Annotated in this window: 11 protein-coding genes and 1 tRNA gene; 4 read left to right on the top strand and 8 right to left on the bottom strand. The window is 68.8% G+C overall.

Annotated elements, in window-relative coordinates:
- Positions 1–93: 93 nt before the first annotated feature.
- The 4 genes from AB8K43_RS04535 to AB8K43_RS04520 are packed head-to-tail and all read right to left on the bottom strand — an operon-like array spanning position 94 to position 5,187.
- Positions 94–1,119, bottom strand: a complete 1,026-nt coding sequence (locus tag AB8K43_RS04535) for an ornithine cyclodeaminase (protein WP_370891914.1) — start codon at positions 1,117–1,119, stop codon at positions 94–96.
- Positions 1,116–2,588 (bottom strand): amidohydrolase, encoded by a 1,473-nt coding sequence (locus AB8K43_RS04530; protein WP_370891912.1) that lies wholly within the window; start codon positions 2,586–2,588, stop codon positions 1,116–1,118. Before AB8K43_RS04530 ends, AB8K43_RS04535 begins: the two co-directional genes overlap by 4 nt.
- Positions 2,585–3,919: an MFS transporter gene (locus AB8K43_RS04525; protein ID WP_370891911.1), complete on the bottom strand. Its 1,335-nt coding sequence runs from the start codon at positions 3,917–3,919 to the stop codon at positions 2,585–2,587. The genes AB8K43_RS04530 and AB8K43_RS04525 overlap by 4 nt, the downstream gene beginning before the upstream one ends.
- A gap of 2 nt (positions 3,920–3,921) precedes the next feature.
- Positions 3,922–5,187, bottom strand: a complete 1,266-nt coding sequence (locus tag AB8K43_RS04520) for a M20 family metallopeptidase (RefSeq protein ID WP_370891909.1) — start codon at positions 5,185–5,187, stop codon at positions 3,922–3,924.
- Positions 5,188–5,292: 105 nt separating this feature from the next.
- On the opposite strand from AB8K43_RS04520, the gene AB8K43_RS04515 reads away from it, so the two are divergent.
- Together AB8K43_RS04515 and AB8K43_RS04510 are read left to right on the top strand one after the other, a co-directional pair.
- Entirely contained in the window at positions 5,293–6,336 is a 1,044-nt protein-coding gene (locus AB8K43_RS04515; RefSeq protein ID WP_370891907.1) for an Lrp/AsnC family transcriptional regulator, read from the top strand.
- Between the two features lie 108 nt (positions 6,337–6,444).
- Positions 6,445–6,520, top strand: a tRNA-Lys gene (locus AB8K43_RS04510).
- Positions 6,521–6,558: 38 nt separating this feature from the next.
- On the opposite strand, the gene AB8K43_RS04505 is transcribed toward AB8K43_RS04510, so the two are convergent.
- Genes AB8K43_RS04505 through AB8K43_RS04490 form a run of 4 tightly spaced genes read right to left on the bottom strand, consistent with a single transcriptional unit; the run spans position 6,559 to position 12,224 of the window.
- Positions 6,559–7,869 (bottom strand): alpha-amylase family glycosyl hydrolase, encoded by a 1,311-nt coding sequence (locus tag AB8K43_RS04505; protein WP_370891905.1) that lies wholly within the window; start codon positions 7,867–7,869, stop codon positions 6,559–6,561.
- A gap of 23 nt (positions 7,870–7,892) precedes the next feature.
- Positions 7,893–9,590, bottom strand: a complete 1,698-nt coding sequence (locus tag AB8K43_RS04500; RefSeq protein ID WP_370891902.1) for a SulP family inorganic anion transporter — start codon at positions 9,588–9,590, stop codon at positions 7,893–7,895.
- Between the two features lie 33 nt (positions 9,591–9,623).
- Complete coding sequence (locus AB8K43_RS04495; protein ID WP_370891900.1) at positions 9,624–10,877, bottom strand: DUF445 domain-containing protein; 1,254 nt, start codon at positions 10,875–10,877, stop codon at positions 9,624–9,626.
- Positions 10,878–10,907: 30 nt separating this feature from the next.
- Positions 10,908–12,224 carry a cation:proton antiporter gene (locus AB8K43_RS04490; protein WP_370891898.1) on the bottom strand — a complete coding sequence of 439 codons (1,317 nt, stop codon included), beginning with the start codon at positions 12,222–12,224 and terminating at the stop codon, positions 10,908–10,910.
- A gap of 47 nt (positions 12,225–12,271) precedes the next feature.
- Between AB8K43_RS04490 and AB8K43_RS04485 the strand changes: the two genes are divergently transcribed.
- Entirely contained in the window at positions 12,272–13,708 is a 1,437-nt protein-coding gene (locus AB8K43_RS04485) for a GuaB1 family IMP dehydrogenase-related protein (protein WP_370891897.1), read from the top strand.
- 4 nt (positions 13,709–13,712) lie between these two features.
- Positions 13,713–14,756, top strand: coding sequence for a PHP domain-containing protein (locus tag AB8K43_RS04480; protein WP_370891896.1), 1,044 nt, complete (start codon positions 13,713–13,715; stop codon positions 14,754–14,756).
- Positions 14,757–14,861 lie beyond the last annotated feature (105 nt).

The following is a 14,861-nucleotide window of genomic DNA, read 5'->3' as shown; positions in this document are numbered from 1 at the left end:
TTCGGCGGTCGTCGTGCAAACGGTCACCGGACGCGGTTATCGCCGCGTCCGGTGACCGTTTCCGCGCCGATCACGGCGCCTCGACCCCGAAGCTCAGGCCGGGACGGGAGCTCCGACCATCTCGAAGAGGTTCTTCGGATCTTCGGGCTCGGCGACCAAATCGATCTCGCTGTAGTGGCCGGTCTCGCGGGTGCTCGCATGGAGATAACGAAGGGCGGAGAAGTCCTCGATCGCGAAACCGACCGAGTCGAAGATCGTGACGTCCGTCGGCGAGGTGCGGCCCCTCGCCGTGCCCGCGACGACCTGCCACAGCTCCGTGACGGGGAAGTCAGGCCCCTTCTGCTGGATCTCACCTTCGATCCGCGTCTGCTGAGTGTGCTCAACGAAGACCGGTCCGCGGTCGAGGATCGATGCCTCCAGCTCGGTCTTCCCGGGGCAGTCTCCGCCAATGGCGTTGATGTGAGCGCCGGGGGCCACCCAGCGATCGAAGAGGACCGTCGCGTACGCCTTGTCCGCAGTACAGGTCGTGATGATGTCGACCCCCTGCACCGCGTCGCGCGGGTCGGCAGCGATCCGCACCTCGAAGCCCAAAGCGGTGAGGTTGTCTCGGGTGACCCGGCTGGCGGCGGCGTCGATGTCGTACAGCGTGATCCGCTCGATCCCAAGCGCCGCACGATGCCCCAAGGCCTGGAACTCGGCCTGGTTCCCGGCACCGATCATGCCCATGGTGCGAGAGTCCGGCCGAGCCAGCACCCGAGAGGCCATCGCTGAGGTCGCGGCGGTCCGAAGGGCGGTGAGCAGCGTCATCTCCGCGAGCAAGATGGGGTACCCGTTGTCGACATCGCTGAGCGCCCCGAAGGCCGTCACGGTCTGGAAGCCACGGGCCGGATTCGAGGGGTGACCGTTCACGTACTTGAAGGCGTAGAGCCTCCCGTCGCTCGTGGGCATGAGTTCGATGACACCGATCGGGGTGTGGCTCGCCACTCGCGAGACGAGGTCGAAGGAGGGCCACCGGGCGAAGTCCTCCTCGATAACCCGCGACATCTCAGCGATAATGCGTTGCGGCCCGAGCGCGCGGATCCAGGTCACCATGTCGGCGACTCCAACGAAGGTGGTCATGCGGCGTTCTCCTGACGGTGGGTCGTCGTGCCGGCGCAGACGGTGCTGCGGACCGCGCCGGCAGGGCTTGCGCGAAGGGGGTCGTCGTCGACGATCACGAGGTCTCCAGGTCCGCCGGGCGCCAGCGTCGAGACCCCATCGGTCGAGGCCAGCAGCGCTTCGCGACGGGTGATCGCCTGCTCCGGATGCCACGCGGTCGGTCCTCGATCGACGGCCGCGTCAATGGCCCGCCAGGGGTTGAGCGGGGCGACCGGAGCGTCCGAACCGAGAGCCAGCACGACCCCTTCATCAAGGAGCGCACGCAGCGCAAAGGCACGGTCAGTGCGGTCAGCCCACACCCGGTCCATGGTCGTCGCATCGTCGAGAAGATGAGCGGGTTGGACGCTGGCTTCGACCCCGAGAGCCGCCATGCGCGAGGCAGCGCCGGCACTGATGAGTTGGGCGTGCTCGATCCCGCCGACCGCGCCGGTCGCCTCGAAGGCGTCCAGTGCGATATCGACTGCGGCATCGCCGATGGCGTGCACCGCCACCTCGAGCCCGTGCTGACGAGCCGACGCCAAGAGTCCCGCGAGCTCATCGGCGGGGACGTTTTGAAGCCCGCACGGGTGAGCCAGCAAGCGGCGGTCGCCCGCGGGCGTCACGTACGGCTGACAGCAGTGGGCCGTTAACGTCCCCAAGGATCCGTCGCTGATGATCTTGAGTGGACCCTGATGCGCGAGCGGCCCGAAGGGAGTGCCGGTAGACCGCCCTTCGGCGATAGCACCGCGCAGATCGGTGGGGTAGACCGCAGCTCGGACGCGCACGCCGGTGATGCCTCGCCGCGCCCACCGCTGGGGCGCGTCGCCGAACTCCATGTCGACCACCCCGGTGACGCCCAAGCTCGCCGCGTCGCGCAGAGCCTGCCGCACCCTCGCGTCGAGGACTTCGGCCGGCTCGAGCTCGCCGATCGATCCGAGCACCGGGAACCACTCGTCCTCATGCAACGCGGTGGGGTGGCGAGCGGGGTCGAGATCGAGCATCCGCAGCGCGGCCGAACTCAGCCAACCGTTGTGACCATCTCCAGAGATCAGCGCCACCGGTCGATCGCCAGCGACGGCGTCGAGGGCCGATGTGAGGGGTACGTGATCCCAGCTCGACGAGCGGTAGCCCATCGCGATCACCGCCGCGGAGGGGTCGGCGGTCACCAGGTGCTGCGCCACCGCGTCCAGGACCTCCTCTTCGCTGCTGGTGTCGTAGAGGTCGAGCCGCGCGGCCATCGACGCCCAGGTGTCGAGATGCACGTGCCGATCCCAGAGCCCAGGAAGGGCGTAGCCGCCAGCGCCGTCGAGGAGCTCCTCATCCGGTCCGGGGGTGAGATCACCTCGATCGGTGATCACACCGTCTCGGATCCGTAGGCAGGTGCGTGGGTCGATGGTCCCGGTGGCGAGGTCGACCGGCCGCACGTCGGTCACGACGAGCGCTCGAGTCATGCCGCCACCCGCGTGTCCTCGGCCCGGACCTCCTCGCTGGCGCGCACGCTGTGCAGAATCCGTCCGCGCGTCTCCGGCATCGCGACGGCAGTAGCGGCGGTGATGAGCAGCAGGACGACGACGTACCCCAGGAAGGCCGACGGCCCGAACCGGGTGCTGAGCCAGGTCTGCAGGTACAGGGAGGTCCCACCGAAGAGGGCCACGGTCACGGCCAGCGGGACGGCGACGCCCGCCGTGCGCATGTGCGTCGGGAACATCTCGGCCATCACTGCCGGGGCGATGGCGCACGGAGCGGCGATGAAGATATTGGCGATCGTCATGGCCACACCGAGCTGCACGGGGTCGCCGTTGATGAGTCGGGAGAGCGGGAAGAGGAGCAGGATCGAGACGATCACGCCGATGAGGATCACCGGCCGGCGCCCGATCCGGTCGGACAGGGCGCCCCAGAGGGGCAGGACCGCGACGAAGACGGTGTTAGCGAGCAGCCCCGCGATCAAGACCTTGGTGGGGTCGGCTTGCAGGACCGAGATCGAGAAGCCGGAGGCGGCGACGACCCAGTAGTAGTAGACGACCGTGAGGCCCACGCTCAGCCCGCACACGATCAGCGCCGAGCGCCGCATCTGCCACATCTGGCGGCCGAGCCCAGGACGCCCTTCGGCCTCCCCCTTCGCCTCGGCGGTGAAAGCGGCGGACTCATGCATCCGAGTGCGCATGTACAGGGCGAAGAATCCGCCGAGGGCCGCGATGAGGAAGGGGATCCGCCAGGCCCAGGCCTCGACCGCAGCACGTCCGAGGGTGGCGGTGAGGACGGCGCCGAGCGCGAGGCCAGCCATGGCGCCAATCGTCCCCGACCCGTAGATCATCGACGACCAGAGCCCACGGCGCTCGGGAGGTGCCTGTTCGGAGAGGTAGGAGCCGGCGGCTGGCTGTTCGCCCCCATAGGCCAGTCCTTGTCCCAGGCGGGCGACCACGAGGATGACCGAGGCGAAGACGCCGATTCTCTCGTACGTCGGGCTAATCCCGATCAACCCCGAACTCAAGGCAATGAGGGTGACCGTGATCGCGAGGGTCCGCTTGCGCCCGATGGCGTCGGCGAGGCGCCCGAAGATCAATCCGCCCACCGGCCGTGCGAGGAAGCCGACGGCGAAGACAACCAGGCTGGCGAGGAACGCCGAGAGCCGGTCGGTCGCCGAGAAGAAGCTGGCGGCGAAGAAGGGCGCAAAGGTCGCGTAGATCGACCAGTCGAACCACTCGAGAGCGTTCCCCACCCCCGTCCCAGCGAGCGAGCCGTTTCTGCGCACGGGGGCAATGTGCTCGGTGTGTGCGGTCATGGTCAATCCTCCTGGTGAACGCCCACGAGGTGGGCAGTGGTGGTGTTGTGTTGAGAGAGGGCGAGTTGGGTGAGGCGTCGGGTAGCGAGCTCGGTGTAGGCCCGCGCACCGTCGAGGAGCACCGCATCGTCGAAGAGCGCCTGCGGGCTGTGGTTATCGGCGGCATGAGCGAGATCCACGCCCATGGGTGCGGCGCCGAGACAGACGAAGGTGCCCGGGATCTCGCCGAGAACTCGGCTGAAATCCTCTGAACCGGAGAGCGGGGTCTGCAGTTCGCTCACGCGATCCGCCCCGACGAGGTCGATGAGCGTCTGTAGCGCCAGGTCGGTCTCGACCGGATCGTTGATCGTGACCGGATAGCCCTCGACATACCTGATCTCGGCTCTGGCGCCGTGTGCCTCGGCAATGCCCGCGACCAGACGCTGCGCGTGCTCCCTGAAGTGAGCGCGAGAGCGCTCGGACCAAAAGCGCACCGAGGCACTGAACTCCGCGGTCTCGGGGATGGCGTTCGGGGCGCGCCGGTCGCCAGCGCCGAAGTACCCAATCCCGACCACGACGGGGTCGAAGACGTCGAACTGGCGGGTGACGAAGCTCTGCAACGCGAGGACACACTCGGCGGCGACCGTCACCGGATCGATCGCGAGGTGAGGCGCGGACCCGTGACCGCCCAGTCCGCGAATCGTCACCACAAGGCCATCGGCCGCCGCCATCATCGATCCGGATCGGGTGACGAAGGTGCCCTGAGGCAAGCGGGATGAAAAGACGTGAAGGGCGAACGCCGCATCCGGTCGACGACCCGCCGCGGTGAGGAGACCCTCGTCCAGCATCACGGCGGCCCCGTCGCACATCTCCTCGCCGGGCTGAAACATCAGCACCACGTCGCCGGGCAGCTCCGCGCGTCGTTCGGCGAGGAGGTGAGCGGCCCCGACCAACATCGCGGTGTGGAGGTCATGCCCGCAGGCATGCATCGCGCCATCGACCTCGGAGCGGTATTCGAGATCCGTCTGCTCCTGCACGGCAAGGGCATCCATGTCGGCGCGGAGTAGGACCACGGGTCCCCCCGGACCGCCGCTTCCGCGCAGCACCGCGGTGACCGAGGAGCACGCTTCGCCCGTCGTGATCTCCACGGGCAACCCTTCGAGCTCGCTCAAGACCCGCGCCTGGGTCTTCGGCAGGTGCAGGCCGATCTCGGGCTGGCGGTGCAGATCCCGGCGAATCCGGGTCATCCGGTGGGTGAGGTCGGGTCGGGCATCGACGTCTTTGTCCATGGCAAAAACGATCCGGCCCGGTTCGCACCCCCTTCATAAATCTCGCCATTACCTGCAAAATTGCGAGATGATCAGCGCACTTCGTGCACGCGGAGGGTCACCCGCATGACACTTGCGTCAGATGGGCTGAGTTTGTCGGAGTTGGATCGGCGCCTGATCCATCTGCTGCAAATCGCTCCACGCGTGGCCTGGTCCGAGGGCGCACGGATCCTCGGGGTGTCGCGAACGACGCTCGCGGCTCGATGGCAACGCCTCTCTGAGGGCGGCGCGGCCTGGATCACCGTGTACCCCGATATCGCGACCAGCGGATGGCTCACGGTCTTCGTCGAGGTCGACGCCACCGCCTGCTCTCGCTCTCGGGGCGAGGTCATCGACGCCCTCTGCGCCCGGCCCGAAGTCCTTGGGCTGAGCGAAACCGATCTGCTGCAGCACATTTCGACCATCGTGCTCGTGCCCGACTGGACCACCTTGGAGCGTTTCCTGCTCGACGATCTACCGGCCGTGGCACCCGCAATCCGCGGTGTCGCGCGGATCGCCGTCAAGGTGCATGCGGAGGCGTCCCACTGGCGTCTCGACGCGCTGAGCGCCGAAGAACAGTCGGCGGCGGCGTCCTTATCTCCGGGGCCGATGCGACCCTCGCCTCGCCAGGACGGCGATGACGAGGTGATCGCTGCGCTCATCGAGAGTCCGCGCGCCAGCGTCGCTGAATTGTCCCGACAGTTGGGAGCACACCCCTCGACACTGCGGCGAGCGCTGCGCCGTCTGATCGCCGAGGGTCAGGTCCGGCTGCGCTGCGACCTCGCGCCGAGCCTCGCCGGTTGGCCCATTGAACGGACCTGGCTGCTCTCGGCGCCACCGCTGAGTGACGATGTGATCGCCGCGAGGCTCCGTGGCCTGCGCGAGGTGCGACTCGCCGCGACCATGACCGGTGCCGAGCGGCTCGGGATCACGACGCTCAGCCGGACGCTGGAGGACTCGATTTCGACCGAGCAGAGGTTGCTCGAGGCCCTGCCAGGCGCCGAGATCCGGGGCCGGCTGATCCATCTGCGGACGCGCAAGCGGATGGGACGAATCCTCAACGATCGGGGCCAACCACTCCCCTGGCAGCCTCACCCTCAAACCATCGGAGGCCTCGAACGCCGCCCCTGACGTCCGCCGCGGTCCCTGCCATTGGGCGCGGTGATAACCGCGTCCGAGAGCAGTTTCCGCGGCACCTGTACGGCCCGGCCCCGACCGTCGCCTACTATCGAGGCCGAAGGGCCTCTAGCTCAGTTGGTAGAGCTCCGGACTTTTAATCCGTTGGTCGTCGGTTCGAGCCCGACGGGGCCCACCACGTGAGGGGGTGCGGACGGCGTTCGTCCCGCTACCGCGCTATTCGAGGACTGCCCAGCCGAAGGGGGCGAGGCGCACCTGGTCGCCCTCGACCGCGCCAGTTCCCTCGATAACCCGGGAGCCACCAGCGGCCGGGAGCGAGACGTCCGACTCGCCGACGTTGAGCGCGACGACGAGCGAACCCCCTTCTCCCGCAACGCGATAGACCAGGTGCTCGTTCGTCAGGTGCTCTTGCGTCACGCGGGCCGCGTGGAGCCACGAGTGGCGTCGCCGCAGACCAATCAGGCGCTGGTGAAGGCGCAGCGTCGGCTCGCCGATCCGCGACAACTCCTCCGGCGACTCGGGCATGACCGGCCGCACCTGGTCATCGCCGCCGAAGCGCTCCTCCTTCACTCCGGTGTACCCCTGCTCGTCCCCGGCGTAGATCGCCGGCGTCCCACCGACGGTCATCAAGACCACCAGGGCGTGCTCGAGCAGGCGCGGATCGTCCAGGCGCGAGGCGATCCGGGTGACGTCGTGGTTGCCGAGGAAGGTCCATGGGACGAAGGAGGCGAGCATCTCGTCGTGGCGCCCCAGCGCGTGCGCGAGCTCGAAGAGGTTGCGGTCGTTCAGGGCCGACCAGGTCGCCTTCCACAGTTCGTACTGCGTGACCGCGTCCATCCCCGACTCGGCGACGATCTGCGCATAGTCGCCGTGGATCACTTCGCCGCACACGTACACCTCGGGGTAGTCGGCCCGTACCCGCGGGAGGACCCCGGACCAGAAGCGCGGGGGCACCGCGTACGCAGCGTCGAGTCGCCAGGCGTCGACCCCGCGCGCGCACCAGTGAGTCATGACGTCACCGACGAGATCGCGTACTGCGTCGGCGTCGTGATTGAGCTCGACCAGCAGATCGTGACCTTCGAAGGTCCGCGCGCGCGGCTGACCCCCTTCGTCGTGCAGAGCGAAGAGAGGCGCGCTCGGGGCCTCCCACCCGCGCTCGAGCACCTCGCGGTAGGCGACGTGATCGCGCCCGACGTGGTTGAAGACGCCGTCGAGCATGACCTTGATCCCGCGCTCGTGACAGGCCGCGACCAGCGCGTCGAAGTCCGACTCGTCCCCGAGCCGTTCGTCGATCCGGAAGAAGTCGGTCGTGTCATAGCCGTGGGTGCTGGAGGCGAAGATCGGCCCGAGCGCGAGTCCGGAGCAGCCGAGGTCGACGACATAGTCGAGCCACGCGATGAGGTCGCGCAGGGTGCGCCGCGCGTTCCGGTCGCCGCCGGTGGTGTCGGCTCCGAGGAAGCCAAGCGGGTAGGCGTGCCACCAGATGCTGTGCGCGACCCACGAAGGGGGCGTGTGCTCCGAACCCATGCCCCGACCGTATCCGCCTCGCCCTACGAAGAGGGCGACCCGGACGCCGACTCGTTGCCGGCCGTCCCGACCTCGGCCTCGACGGCGGCCGCGACCGTGGGGTAGATGCGCTGGGCGCCGATCAGTTTCTCGATGCCCGAATCGGCGAGGTCGTGCCGCACCAGGTGAGACGCTCTCGCGACCGCAACCGCGATCCCCCGCTCCCGAAGGTCCTCCGCGATGGCGCTCAAGGCTTGCGCCCCAGTGAAATCCACGTCCGAGATCCCCGCCGCGTCGATGACCAAGATCCGGGTGCGCTCGGCACGCACGAGGTCGCGCACTTCCTCGACGACGGCGTCGGCATTGGCGTACCAGAGCGGCGATTGGAGGAAGTAGACGCTAAGGCCCGGGACGGTCTCGGTCGCGACCCCGACGTCTTGCGGGATCCAGTGGCTCGTCCCCGGCACCCGCCCGAGGACATAAGACTGCGGTCGAGCCTCCCGCCGAATCCGATCGGCAAGCGACAACGCGATCGCCGCGACGATTCCGGCTTGAATCCCCCAGCCCATCACCACGATCGCGGTCACGATCGCGACGCCCAACTCCACCCGGTCAAAACGGGCGATCGCACGCCACTGGCCCGGCTGCAGCAGATGGGTCGCGATGTAGAAGAGGATCCCCGACAACGCCGCCTGCGGCAGGTGGGCGACGACCCCCATCGCCGCGAGCGCGATGACCGCCACCACGGCGGCCGCGATGAGGCCACTGATCTGCGAGCGAGCGCCCGACGAGACGAGAGCGGCGCTGCGCGGCGGGCTGGAGTTGACCGGCATCGCGCCCGCCAGGCCGGCCGCGATATTGCTGAACCCGATCGCGGTGATGTCCCGGTCAAGCCGCCGCGCCGGGTCCTCGGGCCCGCCGAGGGCTCCGAGCTCCCCGGTGGCCTGCTCGGTCGCCGCCGTCTGCGCGAGGCAGACCAGGGCGATGAGAAGGGCGGGAAGCGCGAGCGCAGCGACCGCAGGCCACCCGGGCCACGCCACGCCGAAGCCCGCAAAGCCCCCTTCGATCCGACCGACCGTCACGACACCCTCGGGGTGGAGGAGCCACACCGCAGCGGTCGCGACGGCCACCGCCACCAGGGCGGCCGGCAGCCGCGGGGAGATCCGCGCCCCCGCGAGGGTCACGACCAACACCCCCACGGCCACGACCACCGACCAGAGCGACACGCCCCCGATGTTCTCCATCAGGGCCCGAAGTCGTTGCGGCACATGGCCTTCGCCCCCTTCGACCCCCAGCGCAGCCGGAAGGGCGTGGACGACGATCGTCACGGCGATCCCGGCGAGCACGCCCGTGAGCGAGGAGCGAGAGATGAAGCGCGCCAGCCACCCGAGCCGGGCGAGGCCGAAGGCAACAAGAATCGCACCGGTCATGATCGCGACGAGGACCACGGCCCCCGCGTTTTCTGCCGTGCCCACCGCCCCGGCCGCCAGCGCCGCCGTGGCCACCATCGGGGCGATCGTCGAATCGGCACCCACCGACATCACCCGGTTCACGCCGACCACCGCGAAGACGATCGCTGCCGCGACGAAAGCGACGAAGCCGGCCTGGGGCGCCACCCCGGTCAGGCGGGCGTTGGCGAGTTGCTCGGGGATCGCGATCGCGGCGAGGGTCAGCCCCGCGAGGAGATCGCCGCGCAACCATTCGCGGCGATACCCGCGCAGCGAGGTCGGCACGATGCTCACCGGCCTAGTGTGCTCCTGCCCCCGACCGGGCCGTCAGTGGATCAGTTGGCTCAGGGTGTGGATGACCAGGCCCGCGAGCGCACCGATCACCGTGCCGTTGATCCGGATGAACTGCAGGTCCTTGCCGACGAAGAGTTCGATCCGCTGGCTCGCCTCTTCGGCATCCCACCGGTCGACGGTGATCGAAATGACCTCGGCGAGCTCGCTGCCATAGGTATTGACCGCGAAGGCGACCGCGTCGCCCAGGTGCCCTTCGATCCGCGATTGCCACTCGGGATTGGTCGCCAGGTGTTCGGCGAGATGGGTGAGCAGGACGTCGCCGCGCTTCCAGTAGTAGCTCTCCCGATCATCCATCGCCGAGAGCAGCGAGGTCCGGAAGGACTGCCAGAGCCCTACGACGGTCTCGGGGACCTGCGGGTGCGTCAGCAAGCGCTCCTTGAGAGCCTCGGCGCTCGCCTGGACGTCCTCGTTGTGCTGCAGGTCGTGAGCGAGTTGGTGGAGCAGGCGGTCGAGAGCCTGCCGCGCCGGGTGAAGGGGGTCATGGCGGATGTCCTGCAACCAGGTCATCACCTGCTTGTAGCCCCAGTCGATGACCCGCTGGTCCAGCCAAGGCGGGCTCCACCATGGGGCGCGCTCGCCCATCACGTCGGCGAAGACGCCGGGGTTGTCCTCCAGCCAGTGGATCATCTGGTCGAGACCGAGATCGACGACCCCGGTGTGGTTCCCGGCATCGACGATGCCATCGAGCAGCGCTCCGGCGATCGGAGAGATCGGTTCCTGGACGAGCCGCGGGAGCAGCATCTCGTCGAGGAAGTCCCGCACCTCGTCATCACGCACGCGCATGAGCCCGGCGTTCGCCACCCGCACGGTCTCCGTCAGCACCCGCTCGCGCGACTCCGGTCGGCGCAGCCAGACGCCGACGCGCTCCACGACGTGGGCAGAACGCAGCCGATCCCGAGCGATCTCTTCGGTCAAGAAGTTGTCGCTGACGAACTCCTGGAGGTTCCGGCCGAGCTCGTCCTTGCGCCGTTTGATCAGGGCCGTGTGTGGGATGGGCAGGCCGAGGGGGTGCTTAAAGAGTGCCGTCACCGCGAACCAGTCCGCGATCGCGCCGACCATGGCGGCCTCGGACGCGGTGTTGACGTAGCCCCACCCCCCATCGGCGTACGGCAGGGTGAGGACGTAGACGACCGCGGCGAGTCCGAGCAGCGAGGTCGCGACGATCCGCATCTTGCGCAGCCCGCGCCGACGCTCGGCATCCGCGGGGGTCTCGGTCAGGAAGTCCACGGTGCCGATCCTCCCCCTTCGCTTCGGTCTTTACGCATGCGGGGTCTTCGGCGAAGGGGGGAGCGTCGCCTCTTCAGCCGGCTCGCCACCGCCCGCGTCAGGCAGCCCAGCCGCCGCCCGGCGCACGGCTGGCATGACCGTGAGACCCTGCACCGCGATCGAGAAGAGCACGACGATATACGTCGCCGTCACGACATGGGTGCGATACGGGGCGTCATAGGGCAGGCCGAGCGCGAGGCTGATCGCGATACCCCCACGCAGGCCTCCCCAGGTCAGCAGCCGCACCGTCCCCGGCCCGAGCTGCGCGCTGCGCCGCACCAGCGCGATCGGGCCGCCGACGCCGACCAGGCGGCCGAGCAGGCAGACCGGGATCAGCAGCACGCCGGCGATGACCTGTGGCCAGGTGGTTTCGGTGAGCAGCACGTCGAGGCCGATGAAGGCGAAGAGGAGCACGTTAAGGATCTGATCGAGGGTCTCCCAGAAGTCCTCGACGAGTTCGCGGGTCTCGGAGTAAAACGCGTCCTTCCCGAGCGACATCGCGAGGCCCGCGAGCACCATGGCGAGCGGCCCGGAGACGCCGAGTTCGCTCGCGAGGAGATAGCCGCCGATCACCATGGCGAAGGTGATGAGGAGTTCGACGACATAGCCATCGATCGTCTTGGTGAGGTACCACCCGACGACGCCGATCACGAGCCCGAGCAGCACGCCGCCACCGGCCTCTCGGAGGAAGAGCAGCGCCACCCCCTGCGCGGTCGGGTCGACCTCTTCGCCCTGGGCCAGCCTCGCGACTCCGGCGAGGGCGAGGAAGAGGACGACCCCAACGCCGTCGTTTAGCAGTGATTCGCCCGCGATGAGATCGCGTAGGCGGCCGGGCACCTTTGCGCGTTTGAGCAGGTCAAGGACCGCGACCGGATCGGTGGGTGAGATCAGCGCTCCGAAGAGCAGCGCCCAGACCAGCGGTACCGCCAGCCCCACGAGGGCGAAGATGCCAAAGGAGAGGACACCAATCACGACCGTGGAGATCATGGTGCCGACGGTCGCGAGGAGGAGGATCGGCCGCCACTGGCGCATCACCGATCGGGCATCCAATCCGAGCGCGCCGGCGAAGAGGAGGACCGACAGGATGCCGTTCAGCACGAAATCGCTGAAGTCCAGGGTTTGGAGCATCTGCTCCATCTCGTCGCGGACCTGCGGCGCGAGCCCGAAGAAGTCGGCAACGATCACGAGGATGCTCGCGATCGCGCCCGCGAGGGTCACCCCGACCGTGGTGGGCGCCTTCACGAAACGTTCGTTGACCCATCCGAGCAGGGCGGTGACCGTGATGAGGACGGCGAAGGCGGCGAGCACCTTCCCAGCGTAGGAGCGCGGGCCGTGAGGCGTGACACACTCCCGGGGTGGACTTCCTCGATGGCCGAGAGCCTCAGCATGACCTGACCTACGACGACGTCTTCATGGTGCCGCGGCGCAGCGACGTGGCGTCGCGTCATGGCGTCGATCTGGCGAGCACCGATGGGACGGGGACGACCATCCCGCTCGTCGTCGCCAACATGACGGCGGTCGCCGGGCGCCGGATGGCCGAGACGACCGCGCGCCGAGGTGCCCTCACGATCATCCCGCAGGACATCCCCGTCGAGGTCGTGCGCGACGTCGTCGGCTGGGTCAAGACCCGGCACACCGTGCATGACACGGCCGTCACGCTGGACCCCACCACTACCGCCGGTGAAGCCCTGGTCCTGCTCCACAAGCGGGCGCACGGCGCTGCGGTCGTCGTGGAGGAAGGGCGGCCGGTCGGGATCGTCACCGAGCGCGACCTCGAAGGGGTGGACCGCTTCGCTCAGGCGCACGACGTCATGGGGACCGAGTTGCTCACGATCAACGTCTCGGATGATCCGCGCGCGGCCTATGACCGGCTTCATCACGCTCGCCGCCATATGGCTCCGGTCGTCGACCACGACGGTCGTCTGGTCGGAGTCCAGACCCGCAAGGGCGCCGTTCGCGCGGCCCTCTATACCCCCGCGCTCGACTCGGCGGGGCATCTTCGGGTCGGCGCAGCAGTCGGCATCAACGGCGACGTCACCGGTAAGGCCGAGGCGCTGCTCGACGCCGGCGTGGATGTGCTCGTCGTCGATACCGCCCACGGCCACCAGGACAAGATGCTCGAGGTGCTCCGCTCCCTTCGCGCCCTCGACCCGCAGGTCCCCCTGGTCGCCGGAAATGTGGTGTCCGCGCAGGGCACCCGCGACCTCATCGAGGCCGGTGCCGACATCGTCAAGGTCGGCGTCGGCCCGGGGGCCATGTGCACGACCCGGATGATGACCGCGGTCGGCCGTCCCCAGTTCTCCGCGGTCCTCGACTGCGCCGGTGCGGCCCGTGAGCTCGGTAAGCACGTCTGGGCCGACGGCGGGGTGCGCCACCCGCGCGATGTCGCACTCGCGCTCGCCGCGGGCGCCTCCAACGTGATGATCGGGTCGTGGTTCGCCGGTACCTTCGAGTCGCCCGGCGACCTCTATACGGACCCCGAAGGGCGGATGTACAAGGAGTCCTTCGGGATGGCCTCGGCTCGCGCGGTCCGCCATCGCACGGCCGAGGACTCCCCCTTCGACCGGGCCCGCAAATCCCTCTTCGAAGAGGGCATCTCGACCGCCCGCATGTACATCGACCCGACGCGCCCCGGCGTCGAGGACGTGATCGACCAGATCATCGCGGGCGTACGGAGTTCCTGCACGTACGCGGGGGCGTCGAGCCTCGCCGAGTTCGCCGAGCGCGCGCTCGTCGGGATCCAGTCCACCGCCGGGTACGCCGAGGGGCGCCCGCTCCACACCTCCTGGTGACGCCGTGCGTTCCCTCGACCCGCTGACCGCGCCCGTCACCCCGGCCGAGGCCCTGCGCCGGGTGGGCTTCCTCCTCGAGCGCTCGCGAGCGCACTCGCGGCGGGTCGAGGCCTTTCGCGGGGCCGCCGCCACGATCCGGGCCCTCGACCCGGGCGAACTCGACCAGCGACTCGCGGCAGGCACCGTCACCGACCTCGCGGGGATCGGGTCGAGCACCGCCGGGGTGATCGAACAGGCCGCCGCGGGTGGACTCCCCGACTACCTGGCTCGACTCCAGGACGAGGCCGAGCCCTTGACCGAAGGGGGCGAAAAGCTCGCCGAGGCGATCATCGGCGACTGCCACACCCATTCGACCTGGTCCGACGGCGGCTCGCCGATCGAGGAGATGGTGCTGACCGCGGTCGAACTCGGGCAGGAGTGGATGGTGCTCACCGATCACTCCCCGCGGTTGCGGATCGCCAATGGCCTGACGGCGGCGCGCCTCGCCGAACAGATCACCCTGGTGCGCGCGATCGATGACTCGCTCGGGAATCGCTTCCACCTCTTGGCGGGGATCGAGGTGGACATCCTCGACGACGGCGCTCTCGACCAGAGCGACGAGATGCTCGCGCGACTGGACTTCGTCACCGCGAGCGTCCACTCCAAACTGCGCGCGCCGAAGGCGGCGATGACCGCGCGGATGCTGGGCGCCGTCACGAACCCTCGGGTCAACGTCCTCGGCCACTGCACGGGTCGCCTCGTCGAAGGCGGACGCGGGACGCGCCCGCAGAGCGAGTTCGACGCCGAGGCCGTCTTCACGGCCTGTGCGGAGCATGACGTCGCCGTCGAGATCAATTCCCGTCCCGAGCGCCGCGATCCTCCGGACGAACTCATCACCCTCGCGCTCGAGCTCGGCTGCCTCTTCGCCATCGACTCCGATGCCCACGCGCCTGGCCAACTCGAGATGAAGGTTTATGGGGCCGAGCGCGCCGCCCGGCTCGGGGTACCCGCCGATCGGATCATCACCACCTGGCCGGTCGATGAACTCCGCGCCTGGGCGACCACCTAGGAACGACAGGTCGTCAGCGGACCCATAGATCTGCGGACTCAGTTGTCGTGGTTTTCGGGGTGCACCCACCGCCGCGCGTCTAGAGTGCGGATCGTCACGACGTCA

This window comes from Janibacter sp. GXQ6167 (assembly GCF_041365945.1).
Classification (GTDB): Bacteria; Actinomycetota; Actinomycetes; order Actinomycetales; family Dermatophilaceae; genus JBGFSK01.
The sequence above is the reverse complement of the archived record's forward strand: the minus strand, read 5'-3'. Positions and strand labels throughout refer to the sequence as shown.

What these genes read in the sequence shown, in the direction of transcription:
- AB8K43_RS04535 (WP_370891914.1), bottom strand. Translation starts at nt 1,119, where the DNA reads ATGACCACCTTCGTTGGAGTCGCCGACATGGTGACCTGGATCCGCGCG.
- AB8K43_RS04530 (WP_370891912.1), bottom strand. Translation starts at nt 2,588, where the DNA reads ATGACTCGAGCGCTCGTCGTGACCGACGTGCGGCCGGTCGACCTCGCC.
- AB8K43_RS04525 (WP_370891911.1), bottom strand. Translation starts at nt 3,919, where the DNA reads ATGACCGCACACACCGAGCACATTGCCCCCGTGCGCAGAAACGGCTCG.
- AB8K43_RS04520 (WP_370891909.1), bottom strand. Translation starts at nt 5,187, where the DNA reads ATGGACAAAGACGTCGATGCCCGACCCGACCTCACCCACCGGATGACC.
- AB8K43_RS04515 (WP_370891907.1), top strand. Translation starts at nt 5,293, where the DNA reads ATGACACTTGCGTCAGATGGGCTGAGTTTGTCGGAGTTGGATCGGCGC.
- AB8K43_RS04505 (WP_370891905.1), bottom strand. Translation starts at nt 7,869, where the DNA reads ATGGGTTCGGAGCACACGCCCCCTTCGTGGGTCGCGCACAGCATCTGG.